We start from the raw sequence: 19165 nt of genomic DNA, 5'->3' as shown, positions 1-19165 counted from the left end.
GCACATCATGTCGCGGGTGTCGGTCCTCGGGGTGGCGCGTGGGGTGAGCCGCGGGTGGTGCCGCCGTGGGGTCGGGTGTCGACGCGGTAGGTGTCGCGGTGGGGGCTGGTCCATTCGTAGTGGCCGGGTTGCAGGTGGCGGTAGTGCCATCGTCCGTGGGTCTTGAGTCGGTGGTGGTAGCGGCACAGGGGGGCGAGGTTCGCGGCGCAGGTCTCGCCGCCGGCGGTGTACGGCACCGTGTGGTCGAGGTCGCAGGCGTCGGCGGGGCGGGTGCAGTAGGGGAAGACGCAGTGGCGGTCGCGGAGTCGGACCAGGCGGTCGAGGTGGGCGGGGATGCGGTAGCTGGTGGCGTGTCCGACGACCTGCTCGACGACGTCGACGTCGAGAGTGAGGTCGATGACGGGCTGCACGGTGACGGTCGCTGCCTGGTCGCACCAGGTGCGTGCCTGCTCGGCGAGGGTGAGGACTTCGCCGGTGATGGGGTGGCGCACGGTGACGACCTCGCCGGTGCCGTCGAGGGCGGCGCGGGTCAGGTGGACGACGAGGCTGACGTTCTTGGTCGGCTTGGTCGGTTTGGCCGGCCGGATCGTTCTGGCGGTCGGCTGAGGGTCATCGGTGTCGGTGGTGAGGTCGAGGCCGAGCTGCTGGCGGGCGAGGTCGCCGGCGGCGTGGGCGCGGCGTTCGTCGAGGGGTGCGTCGGAGCCGAGGTCGGCGCGGAGCTGGGCGCCGTGGCGCAGGGCGGTCTCGAGGTCGACGGCGTCGTCGAGGTCGAGGCAGCCGGACACCGCGACGGTGCCGGAGAGATCACCCTGGGCGCTGTCCGAAGCGGCGGCTTTGAAGTCGAGGTCGAGGAACCGCTTGGCGACGCCCTCGGCGTCGCGGGCTTCGCGGGCGAGGCGCTCGGCGAGGTCGGGGTCGGTGGCGGCGATCGCGGCGCCCACGGCCCGGTCCACCACTGTCGGCCCGGCGCGGTGGGCCACCGGAACGAGGTGGCGGTCCACGAACTGCGCGGCGGCGCGGGAGAGCCCGGTGGTGCGTTCGGCGATGCGTCGGGCGCGCCAGGCGGGTAGGCGTCCGTCCATCACGGCGGCGTACAGCCGGGGGAGGCGGTAGGCGAGCTCGAGGGCGGCGGTGAGGTAGGCACGGCCGGACTCCGGCGGGAGGCCGAGGGTGGTGGCGAGGTCGGCCAGGCAGAACTCGCCGACCTCGGGGGTGCCCTCCCCAGCCAGACGTCGGGCTCGCTCGCGACCGGGACCGCTGGACCAGGTGGCGGCGTCCTCGACCGACTGCGGCGGGTGCATGATCGCCCAGGTGACGGCGAGCTTGAGCTGGGTGGCCTCGGCGGCATCCGCGGTGGTGCGGGCGGTGCGCAGCGCGGCGAGCACGGCGGCCGGGTCCACCGGCTCCTGCTCCTGCTGCACCTCGTCCACGCCTTCGCTCATGTGTTCGATTCTAGGGGCGACCGCCGACAGTGGCGGTGGCCCGACCGGTGGGGTCGGCGCTCGTCGTGCGGGGTCTCGACAGGCTCGACCGGCGGTGGTGCGGGCCGCCGGTCGGCTCACCGGGTTTCGAGGCTCGCTGCGCTCGCACCTCGACCGGCGGGGGTGCGGGTCGGCGGTCGGCTCGCCGGGTTTCGAGGCTCGCTGCGCTCGCACCTCAACCGGCGGTGGTGGGGGTCGGCGCTCGTCGTGCGGGGTCTCGACAGGCTCGACCGGCGGTGGTGCGCGTCGCCGGTCGGTTCACCGGGTTTCGAGGCTCGCTGCGCTCGCACCTCAACCAGCGGGGGTGCGGATCGGCGTACCCCTCGTCGGGTTTCGAGGCGCGTCGCCGGCGCTCCTCGCACCTGGACCTGCGGCGGGGGAGCGTCGTGACGGCTGAGGTTTCTGAGGCGGCTGCGACACGCCGGGCGTGGGAGCGCACAAGTCGTCGAGTCGACAATTAGCGTCAGTGACGTGAACATGCACGCAGGTCCCGCACCCGCCATGCCACCGCGTCCGCCGATGCCGCAGGCGCGGCCGGACGCCACGGCTCCGCAGAGGTCCACCTCAGCCGAGCCCCTGCCGTTTGAGCGGCCCACCCCCAAGCCCACGCCGGAGGAGCTCCACGCGGCCGACCCGCTGCCGGAGCCCGAGGTCGTCGAGACCCCGGTCGAGATCGGCCCCACCGGCCGTCCGATGCCGTTCTTCCCGGACCCGCCGGCCGTCGAGAAGCACGGCCCGGCGCGCGTCATCTCCATGTGCAACCAGAAGGGTGGCGTCGGCAAGACCACGACGACCATCAACCTGGGCGCGGCCATGGCCGAGATGGGCCGCAAGGTCCTGCTCGTCGACTTCGACCCCCAGGGGTCGCTGTCCGTCGGTCTCGGTCTCAACCCGCACGAGATGGACTTCACCATCTACAACCTGCTGATGGAGCGCGACGTCACGGTCCACGACGTCATCGTCCCGTCCGGCGTGCCCGGCATGGACCTGCTGCCGTCGAACATCGACCTGTCCGCCGCCGAGGTGCAGCTCGTGCACGAGGTGGCGCGCGAGCAGACCCTGCAGCGGGTGCTGCGCCCCGCCATCGCCGAGTACGACGTCATCCTCGTCGACTGCCAGCCCAGCCTCGGCCTGCTGACGGTCAACGCGCTGACCGCCTCCGACGGCGTCATCGTGCCGCTCGAGTGCGAGTACTTCGCGCTGCGCGGCGTCGCGCTGCTGAAGACCACGCTCGACAAGGTCTCGGAGCGCCTGAACCCCGACCTGCAGGTCGACGGCGTCCTCGGCACCATGTACGACGGCCGCACGCTGCACAGCCGCGAGGTCATGGAGCGCCTGGTGCAGGCGTGGGGCGACAAGGTGTTCCACACCGTCATCCGCCGCACCGTGAAGTTCTCCGACGCGACCGTCGCCGGCGAGCCCATCACGAACTACGCCTCCGCCTCGGCGGGCGCAGGGTCCTACCGCCAGCTCGCCAGGGAGGTGCTGAACCGGTGCCACGCCGGGTGAGCCTCCCCGCCGCGGACGACCTGTTCCGGCCCACCGACGACAAGCCCCACCTCACCGCGGCCCCCGAGCCCGAGACGCCGGCCGAGCCCGGCGGTCGGACGGCGAGCGGACGGGTCAAGCACGACGAGAAGATGACGGTCTACGTCACCTCCGGCGAGCTGCTCGACCTGGAGGAGGCCCGGCTGTCGCTGCGACGGCAGAAGCTGTCGGTCGACCGCGGGCGGCTCGTGCGCGCCGCGATCGCCATGGCGCTGGCGGACCTCGACGAGAACGGCGCCGAGTCCGAGCTCGTCCGCCGCCTCTCCTCCTGAGCCGCCCGAGCGTCAGCGAATGAGGCGGTGAGCGAGCAGGCCCCGGAGTTCACCCTCCGGCTCGACAATTTCGAGGGCCCCTTCGACCTGCTGCTCTCCCTCATCGCCAAGCACGAGCTCGACATCACCGAGGTCGCCCTGTCGCAGGTGACCGACGAGTTCATCGCCCACGTCAAGGCGGGCGGCGAGACGTGGGACCTCGAGCGCACCTCGTCGTTCCTCGTCGTCGCCGCCACGCTGCTCGACCTCAAGGCGGCCCGGCTGCTGCCCGCCGGTGACGTCGAGGACGACGAGGACCTGGCGCTGCTCGAGGCCCGCGACCTGCTGTTCGCCCGGCTGCTGCAGTACCGCGCCTACAAGCAGGTCGCGGCCGCCCTCGAGCAGCGGCTCGCGGTCGAGGCGCGCCGCTTCCCCCGCGCCGTCGGGCTCGAGGAGCGGTTCGCCACCCTCCTGCCCGAGGTCCTCATCGGCATCGGGCTGGCCGAGTTCGCCCGGCTGGCGGCGCAGGCCATGGCCCCCAAGCCGGAGCCCGAGGTGGGTCTGGCGCACATCCACGTCAGCCGTGTCAGCGTCCGCGAGCAGGCGGTGATCGTCGCGGAGCGGGTCCGCCGCGCCGGGACGACGACGTTCCGCGCGCTGTGCACCGACGCCGGTGACACCCAGACCACGGTCGCCCGGTTCCTCAGCCTGCTCGAGCTGTTCCGCGAGGGCGTCGTCGCGTTCGAGCAGGCCCACTCGTTCGCCGAGCTCGGGGTGCGGTGGACCGGTGACGACGACGCGACCGACGTCGCCGAGGCGATCGAGGTCGACGAGTTCGACGGGTCGCCGATGATCCCGATGGACAGGAGCCCGAGCGATGAGTGACCCCCGCGACGACGACGAGCAGGCCCTGGACGTCCCCTTGTCGGAGCTGCGCCCCGCGCTGGAGGCGCTCCTCATGGTCGCCGACCAGCCCCTCGACACCGCCACGCTCGCCGCCGCGGTCGGCTACCCGACCGCCGAGGTCGCGCAGGCGCTCGGCGGCCTCGCCGCGGAGTACGACGAGCAGGGCCGCGGCTTCGAGCTGCGCTCGGTGGCCGGCGGCTGGCGGTTCTACACCCGGGAGGCGCACGCCCACGTCGTGGAGCGGTTCCTCGTCGACGGCCAGCAGGCCCGCCTCACCCAGGCCGCGCTGGAGACCCTCGCTGTCGTCGCGTACAGCCAGCCGGTCTCACGGGCGCGGGTCTCCGCCGTCCGCGGCGTCAACGTGGACGGCGTGATGCGGACGCTGCTCGCCCGCGGCCTGGTCGAGGAGGCCGGGCAGGACCCGACCAGCGGCGCCCACCTCTACCGGACCTCGTCGTACTTCCTCGAGCGGATCGGCATCGACTCCCTCGACGAGCTGCCCGAGCTGGCGCCGTACCTGCCGGAGATGGCCGACCTCGAGGACGACCTGCTGGAGGCCACCCCGGCCCCGACGCCGGGTGCGACCGCCGGGGACGAGACACTGCCGGAGCAATGAGCGACGAGCCGAGCTTCAACATCGACATCGAACCGGACGACGAGGGGCTCGTCCGGCTCCAGAAGTTGCTCGCCCGCCACGGGGTCGCGTCGCGGCGTCGCTGCGAGGAGCTGATGCTCGCCGGCGAGGTCACCGTCGACGGCGAGGTCGTCACCCGGCTCGGCACCAAGGTCGACCCCCGCACCGCGGTCGTGCACGTCTCCGGCAAGCGGCTCCCGCCGCTGTCGGAGCACGTCTACCTCGTGCTGCACAAGCCCGTCGGGGTCGTCTCGACCATGTCGGACCCGCAGGGTCGCCGCACGCTCGGTGACCTGGTGGCCGACCGCCCCGAGCGGCTGTTCCACGTCGGGCGGCTCGACACCGACACCTCGGGGCTGATCCTGCTCACCAACGACGGCGACTTCGCGCAGCGGATGGCGCACCCGTCGTACGAGGTGGAGAAGACGTACGTGGCCGAGGTCGAGGGCACCGTCTACCCGAACGTGAAGAGGCGACTGCTGGCCGGCGTGGAGCTCGAGGACGGCCCGGTCGAGGTCCGCCGGGTGAAGGTCCGCGAGGGCCGGCCGGGCTCCTCGATCGTCGAGCTGGTCATCCACGAGGGGCGCAACCGCATCGTGCGGCGGCTGCTCGAGGAGGTCGGCCACCCGGTCACCCAGCTGGCGCGGACCGTCTTCGGGCCCCTGCACCTCGGCGGCCTCAAGCCCGGCCAGATGCGCGACCTCACGCCAGACGAGCTCGGGTTGCTCCTCGACGCCGCGGGCTGAGCCCGTGGCGCTGATGCCGGGCAGCACCGAGGGCGAGGGCTGGCAGCAGACCCCGACCCCGCCCCCACCGGGCGGCATCACGACGTACGACGGCCGCCGCCGGGGTCTCGAGGTCGGGATGCCGGTCATGTCGCGGGGCGGCGCCTCGTGGCTGTACGCCGTCCTCGCCGCGTGGATGCTCCTCGGCGCCGTCGGCTTCGTCGTAGCGGGCGCGGTCGTCCACCCCGCGCTGTACGTCGTCGCGGTGGTGGTCGGGGTCCTCGGTGTCCTGGCCGCCGTCGGGTTCGTGCGCATCCGCGCGAGCGACCCGCAGCTGCGCTTCGGGCTGTGGCTCTGGCCCGAGGGGCTGACGGTCGTCCTGCCCGGCGGGGCGGTCGAGCTCGCCTGGGAGGACGTCCGGGCCGTGCGCCAGCGCTGGACCCGCCGGGCCGCACCCGGTGCCGTCGGCGTGACGGTGATCGACTGGATCGTCCTCGAGACGCCCCGGTGGCCGGGCGGGCAGCGGGCGGGCGTGCGCGGGGTCCCGCTCGCCACGTCGCAGCTCACCGCCGACCGCGACCTCGTGCTGGCACTGCTGCGGTACTACCTGGAGCACCCCGGTGACCGCCACGAGCTCGCGGACGGCCGCGCCGCCGCCCGGTTCGGCCTACCCTGGCCGGGTGCCTGAGCGGCTCCCCGGCCTGCTGTCGCTGACGGCGTACGACGTCGTCGGCGAGCCGGGCGTGCACGTCGGGATGCCGTCGACGACCCTCACCCTGGTCCTGCCGTACGACGACCCGCTCGACGTCGGCTGGGCCGGCGGGCCCCGCACGGTCGCGTGGTCGACGGTGGCCGGCCTGCACACCGTGCCGGCCGCCATCCACCACGGCGCACGCCAGGCCGGGGTCCAGCTGGAGCTCTCCGCGCTGGGGGCGCGCCTGCTGCTCGGCGTGCCCGCGGCGGACCTGCGCCAGCAGATCGTCACGCTGGGCGACCTCGACGCCGCGCTGGCGATCCTGCCCGAGCGCCTGGCCGCCACCCCCGTTCGCGACCGCCCCGCCCTCGTCCGTGACGCCCTGCGCCGGGCGGCCGCCCGGCGGGAGGACGCCGCGGCGGCCCGCGCCGAGGTCGGGCGGTCGCTGGCGCTGCTCACCCGCGGCGTCCCGGTGGCCGCCGTGGCCGAGGACGTCGGGTTCAGCCGCCGTCGGCTGCAGGACCTGGTCCGCGCCGAGGTGGGCGTGACGCCGAAGGAGTTCGCCCGCCTCGCGCGGTTCGAGCGGAGCCGCCGTCTCGTGCGGCCGGGCACGCCGCTCGCGGAGGTCGCCGCCCGGTGCGGGTACGCCGACCAGGCCCACCTCGCCCGTGAGTGGCGGGCGCTCGCCGGACTGCCGCCCAGCCGGTGGCTCGAGCAGGAGTTCCCGAACGTCCAAGCCGCCCGGGCCGGGCTCGCGGCAGGGTGAGCCCATGAGCGCCTCCACCGTGACCTGCTGGCACACCTTCTCCGTCCGTGACGCGGCCGTCATGATCGACTGGCTGCGCGCCGTCGGCTTCGTCGAGCACGCGACGTACCGCGACGACGCCGACCCGTCCGTCGTCGTCCACGCCGAGTGGCTCTGGGAGGGCCCGACCGGCACCGCCGGCGTCATGTTCGGAACGGAGCGCGACTCGGGCGTCGTCCACAACACCGGCCAGGCCTCGGCGTACCTGGTCTGCGCGGACGCCGACGCCGTCCGCGCGACCGCCGAGGCGGCGGTCGCCGCGGGAGGGTCGCTGGAGCAGGCGGTCACCGAGAAGGACTACGGCGGTGCCGGGGGCACCGTCCGCGACCCCGAGGGCAACCAGTGGTCGCTGGGGGACTACCAGCCCTCGTGAGCCCCCTGCCCTAGCCTGTGCGCCATGGCAGTGCGAGCGATCCGCGGAGCCACCCAGCTCGACGCCGACGAGCGCGACCACCTGCTCGAGCGGGTCGCCGAGATGGTCACGGGCGTCATGGGGGCCAACCACCTCGAGGTGGACGACGTCATCTCGATCATCTTCACCTCGACCTCCGACCTGACCAGCGAGTTCCCGGCGTACGCCGCCCGCCAGCTCGGCTTCGGCGACGTCCCGCTGATTTGCGCCCGCGAGCTCGAGATCGAGCGGTCGATGCCGCGCGTGGTGCGGATGCTGGCGCACGTCGAGACCGACCTGCCCCGCGCCGACGTCACCCACGTCTACCTCCACGGCGCCGCGGCCCTGCGGCGCGACCTCACCCGGGTGCAGGCCGTCCCCGACGCCGATGCCTGAGCCGGACGGCGAGCGCGCGGGTCCGGTCCTCGTCGTCGGCGTCGGGCTCCTCGGGACGTCCGTCGGGCTCGCGCTGACCCGTGCCGGTCGCGACGTCCGCCTGCTCGACCCGCACCCCGAGCACGTGCGCACCGCGTCCGGCCTCGGCGCCGGTCGCGCGGCGAAGGACGGCGACCCGGAGCCCGCGCTCGTCGTCGTCGCCTGCCCGCCCGACGCCCTCGGCGGCGTCATCGCCGAGCAGCTGCTGGCCCACCCCGACGCCGTCGTCACCGACGTCGGCAGCGTCAAGACCGCCCCGCTGGCCGCCCTGGCGTCGCGGGTCGACCGCGCGGCGGGCGCCCGGTACGTCGGGTCGCACCCCATGGCGGGCAGCGAGCGGTCGGGGCCGCTCGCGGCGTCCGCGACGCTCTTCGAGGGCCGGCCCTGGGCCGTCACCCCCCACGGCGGGAGCGCCCCGGACGCGGTCGCCGCGGTCGTCGACCTCGCCGAGACGTGCGGCGCGGTCACCGTCACCATGAGCCCGGGCGAGCACGACCTCGCCGTGGCCCGCACCTCCCACCTCCCGCACCTCATGGCGGTCCTCGTGGCCGGCCGGCTCGCCGACGCGCCCCGCGACCAGCTGGCGCTGTCGGGGCAGGGCGTCCGCGACGTGACGCGCGTCGCCGGGGGCGACCCCAGCCTGTGGCAGCAGATCGTCGGGGCCAACGCCCCCGCGGTGGCCGACCTGCTGCGCGAGGTCCGTACCGACCTCGACGGGCTCATCGGCGCCGTCGAGTCCGGCGCGCCGCTCGCGCCCGTGCTCGACCGGGGCGTGGCCGGCGTCCGCGCCATCCCCGGCAAGCACGGCGGCCCGCCGGCGGAGACCTCGCTGGTCGTCGTCGCCGTCCCCGACCACCCCGGCGAGCTGGCCCGGCTGTTCGCCGATGCGGGCGAGATCGGCGTCAACATCGAGGACGTCCGCATCGACCACGACCCCGGCCGCCCCGTCGGTCGCGTCGAGCTCACCGTGACCGCCGCCCACGCCGTCGTGCTGCGCCACGCACTGGGGGAGAGGGGCTGGGAGACCCAGCGATAGGGTCGGGCCCCGTGGAGAACGCGGGACTGGTGGTGGCGATCGACGGCGTGTCCGGGTCGGGCAAGTCGAGCACCTCGCGGGGCGTCGCGTCCCGGCTTGGCCTCGCCTACCTCGACACCGGCGCGATGTTCCGCGCGATGACCTGGTGGCTGCTCCGCGCGGACGTCGACGTCCAGGACGCCGCCGCCGTGGCGGCGCGCTGCGGCGAGCCCGAGATCGTCTCCGGCACCGACCCGGCCGCGCCGACGATCACCGTCGACGGGCGCGACGTCGGCGTCGAGATCCGCTCCGCCGAGGTCAACGCCGCCGTCAGCCCCGTCAGCGCCGTCCCCGAGGTGCGGGCGCGGCTGCTCGCGCTCCAGCGCGCGGTCATCGCCGACGCGACCACCGGCGGGGGCGGGATCGTCGTCGAGGGCCGTGACATCGGCTCCGTCGTGGCTCCCGACGCCCAGGTGAAGGTGTACCTGACCGCCGACCCCGCCGCCCGCGCCGACCGGCGCGCGGCCGAGGAGGGGGCCGGGTCCGCCGTGGACGCCGCAGCCGTCGAGGCCGTGCGCGCCTCGCTGCTGGCCCGCGACGAGATCGACTCCAGCCGTGCCACCGCACCGCTCACGATGGCCGAGGGGGCGGTCCACGTCGACACGACGTCGTCCTCCCTCGAGGAGGTCGTGGACCGGATCGCGGACCTCGCGGGGGCCCGGTGAGCGACCCCGTCACGGCGTCCGCGCACCGGCGGGTGCCGGCCAGCGACCACGTCCGTCACCCGTCCCGCTGGCTGCTGCACGGCGGCCGGCCGCTGTCGCGGTGGCTGATCCGGCGCCGCTTCGCCGTCCGCACCCACGGTGGTGGTCACGTGCCCGCCCGCGGGGGCGTGATCCTCGCCGCCAACCACATCGGCTGGTCCGACGGGCCGCTGCTCGCCATCTTCAGCCCGCGCCCCGCGCACGTGCTGACCAAGGTCGAGATGTTCGACGGCGCGCTGGGTGCGTTCCTGACGGCCTGCGGGCAGCTGCCGCTCGACCGGTTCTCCTACGACCCGCACGCCGTGCGCACCTGCCTGCGTGTCCTGCGCGACGGCGGCGTCGTCGGCGTCTTCCCCGAGGGGCGGCGCGGGGGAGGGGACCTCGAGCGGTTCCACCGGGGCGCGGCGTACCTCGCCCTGGTGACGGGCGCGCCCGTCGTCCCCGTCGCGGTCCTCGGCACCCGCGAGCCCGGTGGCCGGGCCTCCGACGTCCCCGGCCCCGGAGCGGTCGTGGACCTCGTCTACGGCGACCCGGTGCACCTCGGTCGGCAGGACTGGCCGCGGACCCGGGAACAGGTGACCCGTGCCTCGTTGTTCGTCAGGGAGCGCATGCTGGCCCACCTCGACGAGGCGCGGCAGCGCACCGGCCGGGACCTGCCCGGCCCTCTCGCGCCCGGCGAGCTGGAGGACGATCCCTACACCGGGTTGATCCTGGACGGAGAAGAGATATGAGCACGCCTGCGGTCGTGGCCGTGGTCGGCCGACCCAACGTCGGCAAGTCCACCCTGGTCAACCGGATCATCGGTCGCCGCGAGGCGGTGGTCGAGGACGTCCCGGGCGTGACCCGTGACCGCATCTCCTACGACGCGAACTGGGCCGGCAAGGCCTTCACCGTCGTCGACACCGGCGGCTGGGACCCCGACGCCCGTGGTCTCGCGGAGGCGATCCGCGCCCAGGCCGAGGTGGCGGTGACCCTCGCGGACGCCGTCCTGTTCGTCGTCGACGCCACCGTCGGGATCACCGACGCCGACGAGGCCGTCGTCCGCGTGCTGCGGAAGTCCGGCAAGCCCGTCGTCCTCGCGGCCAACAAGGTCGACGACCAGCGCACGGAGGCCGAGGCGTTCGGCCTGTGGAACCTCGGGCTCGGCGAGCCGCACCCGGTCAGCGCCGTCCACGGGCGCGGCTCCGGCGACCTGCTGGACGCCGTCGTCGCCGCGCTGCCCGACGCGCAGGACGAGTCCTTCGAGGTCGAGCGGGGCCCGCGGCGCATCGCCATCGTCGGCAAGCCGAACGTCGGCAAGTCCTCCTTGCTCAACCGGCTCGCCGGCTCGGAGCGCGCCGTCGTGGACGACGCGTCGGGCACCACCGTCGACCCGGTCGACGAGCTGGTCGAGCTCGACGGACGGACCTGGCGGTTCATCGACACCGCCGGCATCCGCAAGCGCGTGAACCAGGCGTCGGGCCACGAGTGGTACGCCTCGCTGCGCACGACGACCGCGATCGACCGCGCCGAGGTCGCCGTGCTCGTGCTCGACGCCGAGGCGTCCATCTCGGAGCAGGACCTGCGCATCGTGCAGACCGTCCGCGAGGCCGGCCGCGCGCTCGTCATCGCCTTCAACAAGTGGGACCTCGTCGACGAGGAGCGTCGCCACTTCCTCGAGCGGGAGGTCGAGCGGGAGTTCGTGCAGGTGGCCTGGGCGCCCCGCATCAACATCACCGCCCGGACCGGCTGGCACGTCGACCGCGTCGTCCGGGCGATCGACGCCGCGATCGAGGGCTGGGAGACCCGCGTCGGGACCGGCGCCCTCAACACCTTCCTCGGTCGCCTGGTCGCGGAGCACCCGCACCCGGTGCGGTCGGGCAAGCAGCCGAAGATCATGTTCGGCACCCAGGCCCAGACGGCGCCGCCGACGTTCATCCTCTTCACCTCCGGCCGGCTCGACGCCGGGTACGAGCGCTTCATCGAGCGCCGGCTGCGCGAGGAGTTCGGCTTCGTCGGCTCCCCGATCGTGCTGCAGCAGCGGGTGCGGGAGAAGCGCAAGCGCTGAGTCCGGTGCGGCGCCCGGGCTCACACGAGGTCGTCGGTCGCCACGACCGTCGCGAACTCGCCGTGCAGGTTGGTCGCCGTGACCCGGGACAGCTCGGCGGCGGTCACGGTCGACCCGTCGGGCGCCGCCCGGTCGAACGTGTGGGTGGCGTCGAGGGCGAACAGCACCTCGAAGCCGAGGTTGCCGCCGACGCGCGCGGTGGTCTCGCAGCAGTGGTTGGTGGTGATCCCGCAGACCACGAGACGGGCGATGCCCTCGCCGTGGAGCCAGGCCTCCAGGTCGGGGGAGCCGTGGAACGACGAGTTGACGCTCTTCGTGACGAGCAGGTCGGCGGGGCCCTCGACCCCGGGCAGCAGGTCGTTGCCCGGCGTCCCCGGCGCGAGCGGCGAGCCCGGCTCGGCCGAGTCGTGACGCACGAGGACGACGGGGCGGCTGCGGGCCCGCCAGTGGTCGAGCAGGCGGCCGATGTTGGCCTCGCAGGCGGGGTTGTCCCGCGAGCCCCAGAACCCGAGGTCGGCGAAGCCCCGTTGGGCGTCGACGACGACCAGGGCCGTGGCGTCGTCCGGCGTCACGAGGTCGGTCAGCCGCTCAGCCGGCCATGGCGCGCGGCCCGGCGACCCGCGAGGGCTGCAGCGACCGGGCGACGCCGACCGTGAGGTCGAGCAGGGTCATGCCGAGCGCCCCGGAGACGGCGGCGAGGATCTCCGAGCTGGGCTCCTTCAGCCCGCGCTCGACCTCCGACAGGTACTGGATCGACACCCCGGACCGCTCCGCGGTGTCCCGCAGGCGGTCGCCGCGGGCCTGGCGCGCACGGCGCAGCACGTCGCCGACCGCCTCCCGCCACAGGGGTTCGAGGTCGGGGGTGGGAAGCCGCAGCACGTCGCCCATGGGGCGAACCTAGCGCCGACGTCGTGACCGCGGGGCGGCGTACGCCGAGGGCAGAACGGGGCCTCACGTCTCCCCTCGGCCCGCTCTCGGCCCGGGTCGGACCCGGCCGGAGGGCTGCGGTAGTGTTCCGATGCGCTCGCGAGCCGGGCGCCTCGGGCTGTGGCGCAGCTTGGTAGCGCACCTGACTGGGGGTCAGGGGGTCGCAGGTTCAAATCCTGTCAGCCCGACAACCGCCTCTCACCTGTTTCCGCAGGTGAGGGGCGTTTTTCGTTCTCCAGGGTCAAACCCCCAGGTGGCCCCAGCGGGGTCGAAATGGGGCCGCGTGCCACTTCGGTGCCACATCGACTCCGACGAACTGGCACGGACCGAAAGGTCTCGACCCGGCACCAACGCTCGTCAGCGACGTGCCACGAGACGTGCCCCGACGGGCCAGACGAGAAGTGACAAATGACTTCCACCAGAACCCTGCCCAGCGGCAAGCACCAGGGCCGCTACCGCGACGCACGCAGGTGCGAGGCGCCTTGACTGGCAGCGCGTCGTGCGCCTCGTGCTCGGGGTCGCCTGCCAGGCCCTGCGCATCCGCCTGCGCGTCCTGCGCCAGGCCCGCCTGCCCCGCTGGGGATGAGACCCTTCTCGACGCTCTGGCCACTTGGGCGACCGAGCTCAGGGCCCTCTCCGTCCCGGCGGTGGCCGGTCACCCGAACCTCGTCAGGGTCGCTCTTCACGCGGTACCCAGTGCGAGCCAGCTGCGGCTCGCCCGGTCACAACCGGACAGCGCCAGCGCTTTGAAGTACTGGTAGGCGCCGTCGCGTTCTCCGATGTGGTGGCGCCTATCGATGACCCCGGGGTCGGGGTCCAGGGTCAGCAGGGCGCCGATCACGGACGCAGGCAGCCGACCCACCGTAGTCTCGAGCTGCCCGCTGTACCTGGCGATGGTGCGGGCGTCGACGACGTTCATGGAAGAACCCTCTCGCAGACGTCTGGCACTGCGAGCTCTGGCGCTCGCGGCGTCTGGTCCTGCGCGGCACGGTAGACGCGAGCGCCGACACCCAGGGGTCGGCTGCGACGGCGCAACCGGCCCCGGGCTCACCACTCCGGGCCGGCGGAACCGATCGACCTCCGGCGGCCCAGCTTTGGTCCATCCCCTCCCGATTGATCGGTCAGCGGGAAAGGGGGGCGGTGCTCTGGGGCATCCTCGGAGAACCCCACCACCTTCCGGAGGAACCAATGGCTCAGCCCATCCGGCCTGCCGCGCCCGTCCCGCCGCCCGAGCCAGGCCCGCTACGGATCGCAAAGCTCAAGCTCGGCAGCGTCGCGGACGACTTCTCGCCCCACGAGGACTGGCAGCTCCTCGTCTGCCACCTGAGTCGCCCGTTGACGCCGTTCGAGCAGAGCAGTTCAGGAACTACGAGGCGGAGGACCCGAGGTTGCAGGCGGTCAGCGACCGCACCGTGATGGTGGCGGTGGTGAGGTGGCGTCGTTCGACCTCGATCAGCATCAGGAGCTCCTGGCGCAGCTCGAGGTCGAAGGCAAGCGGCTCGTCCACGAGGCGGCCGTCGCCCTTGACGACGCGCGGACCTCATTGACCGCCCTGCAGGAGCGTCTCGGAGGTGCGCGACGCTCCCTCGGCACGCCTGGCTGATAGGCGAGTCCACGAACAACCGCTGTCCGCCGACGATTGCTCTGCTCTTGGAGTGGCGCTGGATCGAGCGTCATGGACTCGCGCACTAGCGCGCGGCCGAGCCGCACCGGATACCGTCGCTTACCCGGGTGGCGGGCTCAGGGTGTGGTGGGAGCGCGCCGAGGTGCTGCCGCCGTTCGAAGCGTGGCCGCAGCCGCCTAAGAGTCCCTGGCGATCACCACTCCCGCGACGTACGGTGCGTCGATGACGACCGAGCCCCGACCCGCAGCGCCAGCAGGGTGGTACGAGTGGGGCGAGATGAAGGACACCGTCCGTTACTGGACGGGCTCGGGCTGGTCTGACCACTACGGCCCGGCGCCGACCGATATCCCTAGGCCGGCCACAGCCTCGCCGCAACGCAGGACGCAGCGGCAGACGTATAGCGCGGGCCGACCGTGCGCGTACTGCGGCGAGGAGGTTGGCGCTCAGGCGACGCGGTGCCCTCACTGCTCGGGGGAGTTCATGCACTGCTCACGGTGTAAGGCGCTACGAGCGGTGAACACACGCCAGAAGTTCGTGGGCGTCCTCCGTGGTGGAAGGACCGAGGTGCACGACTGCCGCCAGTGCGGGAAGCAGCTCACCGGCCCCCGCATGTGACCCTGAAGGTCAGAGGGGCAAGGGGAACGACGGAAGGGGCTCGAGCAACTTGAGAGCGATCCGGACGACGAGCCAAACCAAGAGGGGTAGGCCACGAGCCGCACCACGGAGTCCTCCAGAAACTGAACCAGTCCCGCACGGGTGAGGTCGTCGTGGAGCGGTCGTAGAGGTCGGAGAGCGGGTTGAAGCTGATCAGGAACAGCGGCGCGCTGAGTGGGTTGGCGGCAGGGCCCGGACGCGGCGGCCTGTCCTGGGGAAGGCGCCGGGGGCCTCTCGGTTGGCGGCGGAGGCATCGGGCCAGGCTGAGTGAATCCACCCTCTTCCGTCGGGCCATCGGCCGGCCCCTGCACAGTCACCGGACGCGGCCCAGATGCCGCAGGCGGAGGTTGACCGTTTGACTCGTCGCGAGATTCGCCGCCATCGCACTCTCACTGAGCCCCCTACTCGTGGAGGACGCTGGCTGGAGAACGGCGCGGATGCCGGTGTGCAGAGTCTGCGGCTACTTAGTCAGGCTTACCGACGCAGGATGGTGACTACAGGCATCTCTGCGTTCTATGGTGCGGCATCGCCGACGACCTGATGTGGGGGGCTCATGGACGACAACCTGGTCGTGTTCTCACGGGCCCGTGCGGCGCGGCTCGCAGGACTCACTGCCCGACAGCTCGATTACTGGCGGACCACCCTTCTGCTCGAGCCGGCCACGAACGAGCGGATCTCATCTGCCCGGGCCGTGCGGCTGTACAGCTTCACCGACATGGTCGCGCTGGTCACGATCTCGAGGTTGCTGGACCGGAAGGTGCCGCTGCAGCGCATCCGCAAGGTCGTCGACCGCCTCCGCGCGGCGGGCAGGGAGAACCCGCTCGTTGAACTGAAGTTCGGGGTCTACGGCGCTACGGACGCGACCCGCGCGGCGCACGTGCACCTCACGGTCAGATTCGCAGACGGCCACATCGAGGTCGACGATGCGCCAGGGCAGCCCGTGCTCGGGGAGGAGGTTCTCGTCGACCTTGAGGAGATCCGTGCGTCCCTTCGTGATGCTCGTCGCCGGGACGCAGCGACGGTTGGCGAGACTGAGAAGCGGCGCAACGCGCTGGGGAGCAAACCGCTCATCGCCGGCACCCGCATCCCGGTTGCCACCATCCTTCGCTACTTTCGCGCCCAGGTGCCTGACAGCGAGATCCTCGAGGCGTTCCCAGCGCTCGCTGCTGAGGACCTCGACGCCCTGCGCGTCGCCAACTAGCGGTCGCTCGTCGACGTGAGGTTCTTCCTCGACCAGAACGTCGACGCGCGTCTGCGGGGCAAGCTCGTCAACGCGGGGCACGTGGCCTGGACCGCTGACGACGCCGGTCTCTCCGCAGAATCAGACCCCGACCTCAGCATCTACGCTCACGACCGCTCGGCCGTTCTCGTAACCCACGATCGCGAGTTCTCGCAGCGTGTCCGCAAACGAGTCGTGGGACACCACATCTGGCTGCACTGCGACGAGTTGGAAGGGCCCGCGCTGATGACGCACCACCTTGAGGACGCGGTGCTGATCCTTCAGCGCCACCCTGATCTGTTCATCGAGATGACGGTCTCCCAGTTCACGGTCATCCATCCCTCGCAGGACCTGTGACTGCGACGGGTGGCGAGCGAACTGGGCCAGCGGCCCTGTCAGCCTTGCCGCTGGCCGACATCGTCCGACCCCCTCCTCCACCAGCAACGTCGCACGCCCCCGACAGCCGGGAGCAGGCTCAAGCCCCGACAGCCGGGTGCAAGCTCAGGCCCCCGTCAGCGCCTCTTGTAGAAGGCGGCGAGGACCTACTGTGCCGCCCACGGCCGACCCCACCCGCAAGAGTGGCTGATCTACGGGAGGGCCGCACACCGAGCTCCTAGGCCGCGGTTTCGAAAAGGCGCAAGGTGGTCGTTGACGATCGCCTGATCTCGTTCCCACCGGTGGTGGGGGCGGCCTCGTCCGTGCCCGGCCCGCCGGCCGGTGCTTGGATGTCGCGATGACGGGTTCCACGCAGCCCACGGTTGTGCCCTGTGACGAGCGGACGACCTCGTGGGAGAGGACCGACCCGACGTTCCGGGTGTACTTCGACACCTTCATGGGCGACAACCCGGACCCCGTGAGGGTGGCGACCCACGACATCAGCGGAGCCGACCTGCTGTGGGCGCTCGACTGGGCGCGGGCTCACTGCCCGGAGGACAGTCATCCCTCCATCGCCCTCCTCCTCCCCGACGACGCCCGCGGGAGGGGAGCGGGGTTGGTCTGGCTCCTCGGTGACCGCATGTCGAGCTGGGACGACATGGCGTGAGCGTGCGCGGCGGGCGGCGAACCCGCTGCGTCGCCCCGGGCCGCCACGGCCCCGTCAGGTGCGCAGCGCCACGACCCGGACGAGGTCGACCGGGCCGTCGGGGGCACGGAAGGTGAAGGACGCCGCGCCCGAGGCCCGCCAGGAACCCCCGGCGTCCACGACGTGCGGGCCGTCGGCGCTGTCGATCGTCAGGCGACCACGGACCACGTGGAGCAGCGAGTCGGCGCCGGCGGCGTCCGGCCTGATCTCGTAGGCGTCCCCGGGCAGCAGCGTCCACCGCCAGAGCTCGACCTCGGCCGCCGCGGTGGTCCGCATTGCGTTGAGCAGGTGCGCGGAGCTGCCCGCCGGCCCGGCCCACACCTGGACGCCCTCGGGCGACGGGGAGTCGGTGACCTCCAGCAGCCCGGGGAGGGTGGTGCCCAGGGCGGCGGCGACCTTGTCGATGGTGGCCAGGCTCGGGTTGGCCTGCCCCAGCTCGATCTGGGTGAGCATCCTCCGGCTCACGTCGCTCAGCTCCGCCAGGCGGACGACGGTCAGGCCGCGGTCGCCGCGCAGTGCGCGCACCCGTCGCCCGATGCGGACGGCGACCGCCGGTCGGATGCGCTCCGGCTCGTTCCCGACGTCCATGTGGGCACTATAGTGCTCAGAGCGGGTCGGCCGGTGGCCGAGCGGGACGAGCACGGAGGTGTGGTGTGGCCGGGGCCGGGCTCGCGCGGTGGCAGGTCGCGCACGGCACCCTCGCCGTCCCGCAGGCCGGGGCCCCGATCGCGTTCGGGCTGCTGGGCCTGCAGGCCACCGGGAGCGCGCGGGCCGGTGCCTCGATGGTGCTGGTGATGACGGTGGCGCAGATCGCCGGCGCCGTGCCCTTGTCGCGCCTCGGACGGCGCCGGGAGCCCGTGGGGTACCTGCGGCTCCTGCTCGGGGTGCGGGCGGCCTCGCTGCTGGCGGTCGCCGTGGTCGTCGGCGTCGGCGCGCCGTTCGGGCTCGCCGTCGCGCTGAGCGCCGTGGCGGGCGTGGTGAACGTCGCCGCCTACGGGCTGCTCCGTTCGTCGCTCAGCTCGTTCGTGGTCCCGGCCCGCCTGCCCCGGGCCCTCGGCGTCGCGGCCACGGCGAATGAGGTGACCTTCGCCGCCGCGCCGTTGCTCGCCGCCGGTGTGGGCGCCTTCTCGCCGACCGCGGGGCTCGTCGTCCTCACGGTGCTGGGGGCGGTCCCCGCCGTCGTCCTGCCCACCGCGGTACGACCGTCGGTCGGCGACCCCGGCGCCCCGGCCACGGCGTCGGCGTCGGCGCTCGGGGTGCGGTGGCCGGTGCGGGCGATCACCCCCTGGTTGGTCTGCGCGCTCGCGGGCAGCACCGCCGTGGCCGGGGTCGAGGTCGGCGCCGTCTCCCTCGCGCTGGCGGAGGGGCTCGACGCCGAGTGGGCCTTCGTCTTCGCGCTGGCCCTCTGCGTCGGGTCCGTCGCGGGCGGCGTCGTGGTCAGCTGGCTCAACCGCCGCCTCCCGGACGGCGCCGTGCTGGCCCTGCTGCTCGCCACCGCCGCCGCGGCGAGCCTGGTCCTCGCCTCCTGGCACGTGCTGGTCACCCTCGCCGGTGCGACGGCGACCGGGTTCTGCCTGCCGTTCCTCGCGACGACGTACTCGCTGCGGGTCGAGGACGCCGCCCCGCCGCTGCTGCGGGCCGAGGCCTTCGCCGTCCTGCGGACGGCGAGCTCGCTCGGCATCGTGGTCGTGAGCGGCCTCATCGCCCTCGCCGGCCTCGACGCCGCCCTCCGCACGGCGCCCCTGCTGCTCCTCGGCGCAGCGCTGATGGTCCTGGGACGCCGGGTCTCCGGCCCCGCGCGGCCGTCGCCGGCCCAGGACGAGCGAGGCGAGGCCGCCCCGGCCCCTCCCGGGCGGGGCGGCCTCTGAAGGCTCGGGGGACAGGCGGCGAGGCAGAGGCCCCCCGCATACGTCGCCGCGGATCCCGAGACCGGCCTCGTGATCACGGTAGGGCCCGGCGGGGCC

Annotated in this window: 23 protein-coding genes and 1 tRNA gene; 18 read left to right on the top strand and 6 right to left on the bottom strand. The window is 73.4% G+C overall.

Translation table 11 applies throughout. The features are described from left to right. Window positions 1-5: 5 nt before the first annotated feature. Window positions 6-1442: an HNH endonuclease signature motif containing protein gene (locus MJ876_RS10850; RefSeq protein WP_240236296.1), complete on the bottom strand. Its 1437-nt coding sequence runs from the start codon at window positions 1440-1442 to the stop codon at window positions 6-8. A 732-nt stretch (window positions 1443-2174) separates the two neighbouring features. Between MJ876_RS10850 and MJ876_RS10845 the strand changes: the two genes are divergently transcribed. Genes MJ876_RS10845 through der form a run of 13 tightly spaced genes read left to right on the top strand, consistent with a single transcriptional unit; the run spans window position 2175 to window position 11696 of the window. Further along, window positions 2175-2990: a ParA family protein gene (locus MJ876_RS10845; protein WP_308192592.1), complete on the top strand. Its 816-nt coding sequence runs from the start codon at window positions 2175-2177 to the stop codon at window positions 2988-2990. Then, complete coding sequence (locus MJ876_RS10840) at window positions 2975-3301, top strand: hypothetical protein (RefSeq protein WP_240236294.1); 327 nt, start codon at window positions 2975-2977, stop codon at window positions 3299-3301. The genes MJ876_RS10845 and MJ876_RS10840 overlap by 16 nt, the downstream gene beginning before the upstream one ends. Window positions 3302-3328: 27 nt before the next feature. Beyond that, complete coding sequence (locus MJ876_RS10835; RefSeq protein ID WP_240236293.1) at window positions 3329-4165, top strand: ScpA family protein; 837 nt, start codon at window positions 3329-3331, stop codon at window positions 4163-4165. Further along, window positions 4158-4802: an SMC-Scp complex subunit ScpB gene (scpB, locus tag MJ876_RS10830; protein ID WP_240236292.1), complete on the top strand. Its 645-nt coding sequence runs from the start codon at window positions 4158-4160 to the stop codon at window positions 4800-4802. The genes MJ876_RS10835 and scpB overlap by 8 nt, the downstream gene beginning before the upstream one ends. Beyond that, on the top strand, window positions 4799-5566 hold the full coding sequence (locus MJ876_RS10825) for a pseudouridine synthase (protein WP_240236291.1): 768 nt from the start codon (window positions 4799-4801) through the stop codon (window positions 5564-5566). Before scpB ends, MJ876_RS10825 begins: the two co-directional genes overlap by 4 nt. Before the next feature lie 4 nt (window positions 5567-5570). Next, window positions 5571-6233 (top strand): hypothetical protein, encoded by a 663-nt coding sequence (locus MJ876_RS10820; RefSeq protein WP_240236290.1) that lies wholly within the window; start codon window positions 5571-5573, stop codon window positions 6231-6233. After that, the gene (locus MJ876_RS10815; protein ID WP_240236289.1) at window positions 6226-7005 is read left to right on the top strand and encodes an AraC family transcriptional regulator; all 780 of its coding nucleotides are present in this window, start codon (window positions 6226-6228) and stop codon (window positions 7003-7005) included. The genes MJ876_RS10820 and MJ876_RS10815 overlap by 8 nt, the downstream gene beginning before the upstream one ends. 4 nt (window positions 7006-7009) lie before the next feature. Next, complete coding sequence (locus tag MJ876_RS10810) at window positions 7010-7417, top strand: VOC family protein (RefSeq protein WP_240236288.1); 408 nt, start codon at window positions 7010-7012, stop codon at window positions 7415-7417. A 24-nt stretch (window positions 7418-7441) separates the two neighbouring features. Continuing rightward, a complete protein-coding gene (gene aroH, locus MJ876_RS10805) occupies window positions 7442-7831 on the top strand; it encodes a chorismate mutase (protein ID WP_240236287.1) in 390 nt (129 codons plus the stop codon). After that, a complete protein-coding gene (locus MJ876_RS10800; RefSeq protein WP_240236286.1) occupies window positions 7824-8906 on the top strand; it encodes a prephenate dehydrogenase in 1083 nt (360 codons plus the stop codon). The genes aroH and MJ876_RS10800 overlap by 8 nt, the downstream gene beginning before the upstream one ends. An 11-nt stretch (window positions 8907-8917) precedes the next feature. Then, window positions 8918-9610 carry a (d)CMP kinase gene (cmk, locus tag MJ876_RS10795; RefSeq protein WP_240236285.1) on the top strand — a complete coding sequence of 231 codons (693 nt, stop codon included), beginning with the start codon at window positions 8918-8920 and terminating at the stop codon, window positions 9608-9610. Further along, window positions 9607-10380: a 1-acyl-sn-glycerol-3-phosphate acyltransferase gene (locus MJ876_RS10790; protein ID WP_240236284.1), complete on the top strand. Its 774-nt coding sequence runs from the start codon at window positions 9607-9609 to the stop codon at window positions 10378-10380. Before cmk ends, MJ876_RS10790 begins: the two co-directional genes overlap by 4 nt. Beyond that, complete coding sequence (gene der / locus MJ876_RS10785; protein WP_240236283.1) at window positions 10377-11696, top strand: ribosome biogenesis GTPase Der; 1320 nt, start codon at window positions 10377-10379, stop codon at window positions 11694-11696. The genes MJ876_RS10790 and der overlap by 4 nt, the downstream gene beginning before the upstream one ends. A 20-nt stretch (window positions 11697-11716) precedes the next feature. Here the strand turns inward: der and MJ876_RS10780 are convergent, their stop codons facing one another. Continuing rightward, the gene (locus tag MJ876_RS10780) at window positions 11717-12268 is read right to left on the bottom strand and encodes a cysteine hydrolase family protein (RefSeq protein ID WP_240236282.1); all 552 of its coding nucleotides are present in this window, start codon (window positions 12266-12268) and stop codon (window positions 11717-11719) included. A gap of 16 nt (window positions 12269-12284) precedes the next feature. Further along, window positions 12285-12584, bottom strand: coding sequence for a helix-turn-helix domain-containing protein (locus tag MJ876_RS10775; RefSeq protein WP_240236281.1), 300 nt, complete (start codon window positions 12582-12584; stop codon window positions 12285-12287). 153 nt (window positions 12585-12737) lie between these two features. Between MJ876_RS10775 and MJ876_RS10770 the strand changes: the two genes are divergently transcribed. Then, a tRNA-Pro gene (locus MJ876_RS10770) sits at window positions 12738-12811 on the top strand. A 494-nt stretch (window positions 12812-13305) separates the two neighbouring features. On the opposite strand, the gene MJ876_RS10765 is transcribed toward MJ876_RS10770, so the two are convergent. Both MJ876_RS10765 and MJ876_RS10760 read right to left on the bottom strand, forming a co-directional pair. Continuing rightward, window positions 13306-13542, bottom strand: a complete 237-nt coding sequence (locus MJ876_RS10765) for a hypothetical protein (RefSeq protein WP_240236280.1) — start codon at window positions 13540-13542, stop codon at window positions 13306-13308. 447 nt (window positions 13543-13989) lie between these two features. Then, the gene (locus MJ876_RS10760) at window positions 13990-14130 is read right to left on the bottom strand and encodes a hypothetical protein (protein WP_240236279.1); all 141 of its coding nucleotides are present in this window, start codon (window positions 14128-14130) and stop codon (window positions 13990-13992) included. A gap of 1324 nt (window positions 14131-15454) precedes the next feature. On the opposite strand from MJ876_RS10760, the gene MJ876_RS10755 reads away from it, so the two are divergent. The 3 genes from MJ876_RS10755 (at window position 15455) to MJ876_RS10745 (ending at window position 17162) form a co-directional block, all read left to right on the top strand. Beyond that, window positions 15455-16102, top strand: a complete 648-nt coding sequence (locus MJ876_RS10755) for a DUF433 domain-containing protein (protein ID WP_240236278.1) — start codon at window positions 15455-15457, stop codon at window positions 16100-16102. Between the two features lie 15 nt (window positions 16103-16117). Beyond that, complete coding sequence (locus tag MJ876_RS10750) at window positions 16118-16477, top strand: DUF5615 family PIN-like protein (protein WP_240236277.1); 360 nt, start codon at window positions 16118-16120, stop codon at window positions 16475-16477. Window positions 16478-16853: 376 nt separating this feature from the next. Then, complete coding sequence (locus tag MJ876_RS10745; protein WP_240236276.1) at window positions 16854-17162, top strand: hypothetical protein; 309 nt, start codon at window positions 16854-16856, stop codon at window positions 17160-17162. Window positions 17163-17216: 54 nt separating this feature from the next. On the opposite strand, the gene MJ876_RS10740 is transcribed toward MJ876_RS10745, so the two are convergent. Continuing rightward, window positions 17217-17789: a helix-turn-helix domain-containing protein gene (locus MJ876_RS10740; protein WP_240236275.1), complete on the bottom strand. Its 573-nt coding sequence runs from the start codon at window positions 17787-17789 to the stop codon at window positions 17217-17219. A gap of 65 nt (window positions 17790-17854) precedes the next feature. On the opposite strand from MJ876_RS10740, the gene MJ876_RS10735 reads away from it, so the two are divergent. Beyond that, the gene (locus MJ876_RS10735; protein ID WP_240236274.1) at window positions 17855-19069 is read left to right on the top strand and encodes an MFS transporter; all 1215 of its coding nucleotides are present in this window, start codon (window positions 17855-17857) and stop codon (window positions 19067-19069) included. Window positions 19070-19165: the final 96 nt, after the last annotated feature.

The organism is Nocardioides sp. CFH 31398 (genome assembly GCF_022436705.1).
GTDB lineage: Bacteria > Actinomycetota > Actinomycetes > Propionibacteriales > Nocardioidaceae > Nocardioides.
This window is presented reverse-complemented; position numbering and strand designations above follow the sequence as displayed.

Bases quoted from the DNA above. Each gene is read 5' to 3' on its own strand.
- MJ876_RS10850 (WP_240236296.1), bottom strand. From the start codon at position 1,442: ATGAGCGAAGGCGTGGACGAGGTGCAGCAGGAGCAGGAGCCGGTGGAC.
- MJ876_RS10845 (WP_308192592.1), top strand. From the start codon at position 2,175: ATGCCGTTCTTCCCGGACCCGCCGGCCGTCGAGAAGCACGGCCCGGCG.
- scpB (WP_240236292.1), top strand. From the start codon at position 4,158: ATGAGTGACCCCCGCGACGACGACGAGCAGGCCCTGGACGTCCCCTTG.
- MJ876_RS10825 (WP_240236291.1), top strand. From the start codon at position 4,799: ATGAGCGACGAGCCGAGCTTCAACATCGACATCGAACCGGACGACGAG.
- MJ876_RS10810 (WP_240236288.1), top strand. From the start codon at position 7,010: ATGAGCGCCTCCACCGTGACCTGCTGGCACACCTTCTCCGTCCGTGAC.
- aroH (WP_240236287.1), top strand. From the start codon at position 7,442: ATGGCAGTGCGAGCGATCCGCGGAGCCACCCAGCTCGACGCCGACGAG.
- MJ876_RS10800 (WP_240236286.1), top strand. From the start codon at position 7,824: ATGCCTGAGCCGGACGGCGAGCGCGCGGGTCCGGTCCTCGTCGTCGGC.
- der (WP_240236283.1), top strand. From the start codon at position 10,377: ATGAGCACGCCTGCGGTCGTGGCCGTGGTCGGCCGACCCAACGTCGGC.
- MJ876_RS10775 (WP_240236281.1), bottom strand. From the start codon at position 12,584: ATGGGCGACGTGCTGCGGCTTCCCACCCCCGACCTCGAACCCCTGTGG.
- MJ876_RS10765 (WP_240236280.1), bottom strand. From the start codon at position 13,542: ATGAACGTCGTCGACGCCCGCACCATCGCCAGGTACAGCGGGCAGCTC.
- MJ876_RS10755 (WP_240236278.1), top strand. From the start codon at position 15,455: ATGGACGACAACCTGGTCGTGTTCTCACGGGCCCGTGCGGCGCGGCTC.
- MJ876_RS10745 (WP_240236276.1), top strand. From the start codon at position 16,854: ATGACGGGTTCCACGCAGCCCACGGTTGTGCCCTGTGACGAGCGGACG.
- MJ876_RS10740 (WP_240236275.1), bottom strand. From the start codon at position 17,789: ATGGACGTCGGGAACGAGCCGGAGCGCATCCGACCGGCGGTCGCCGTC.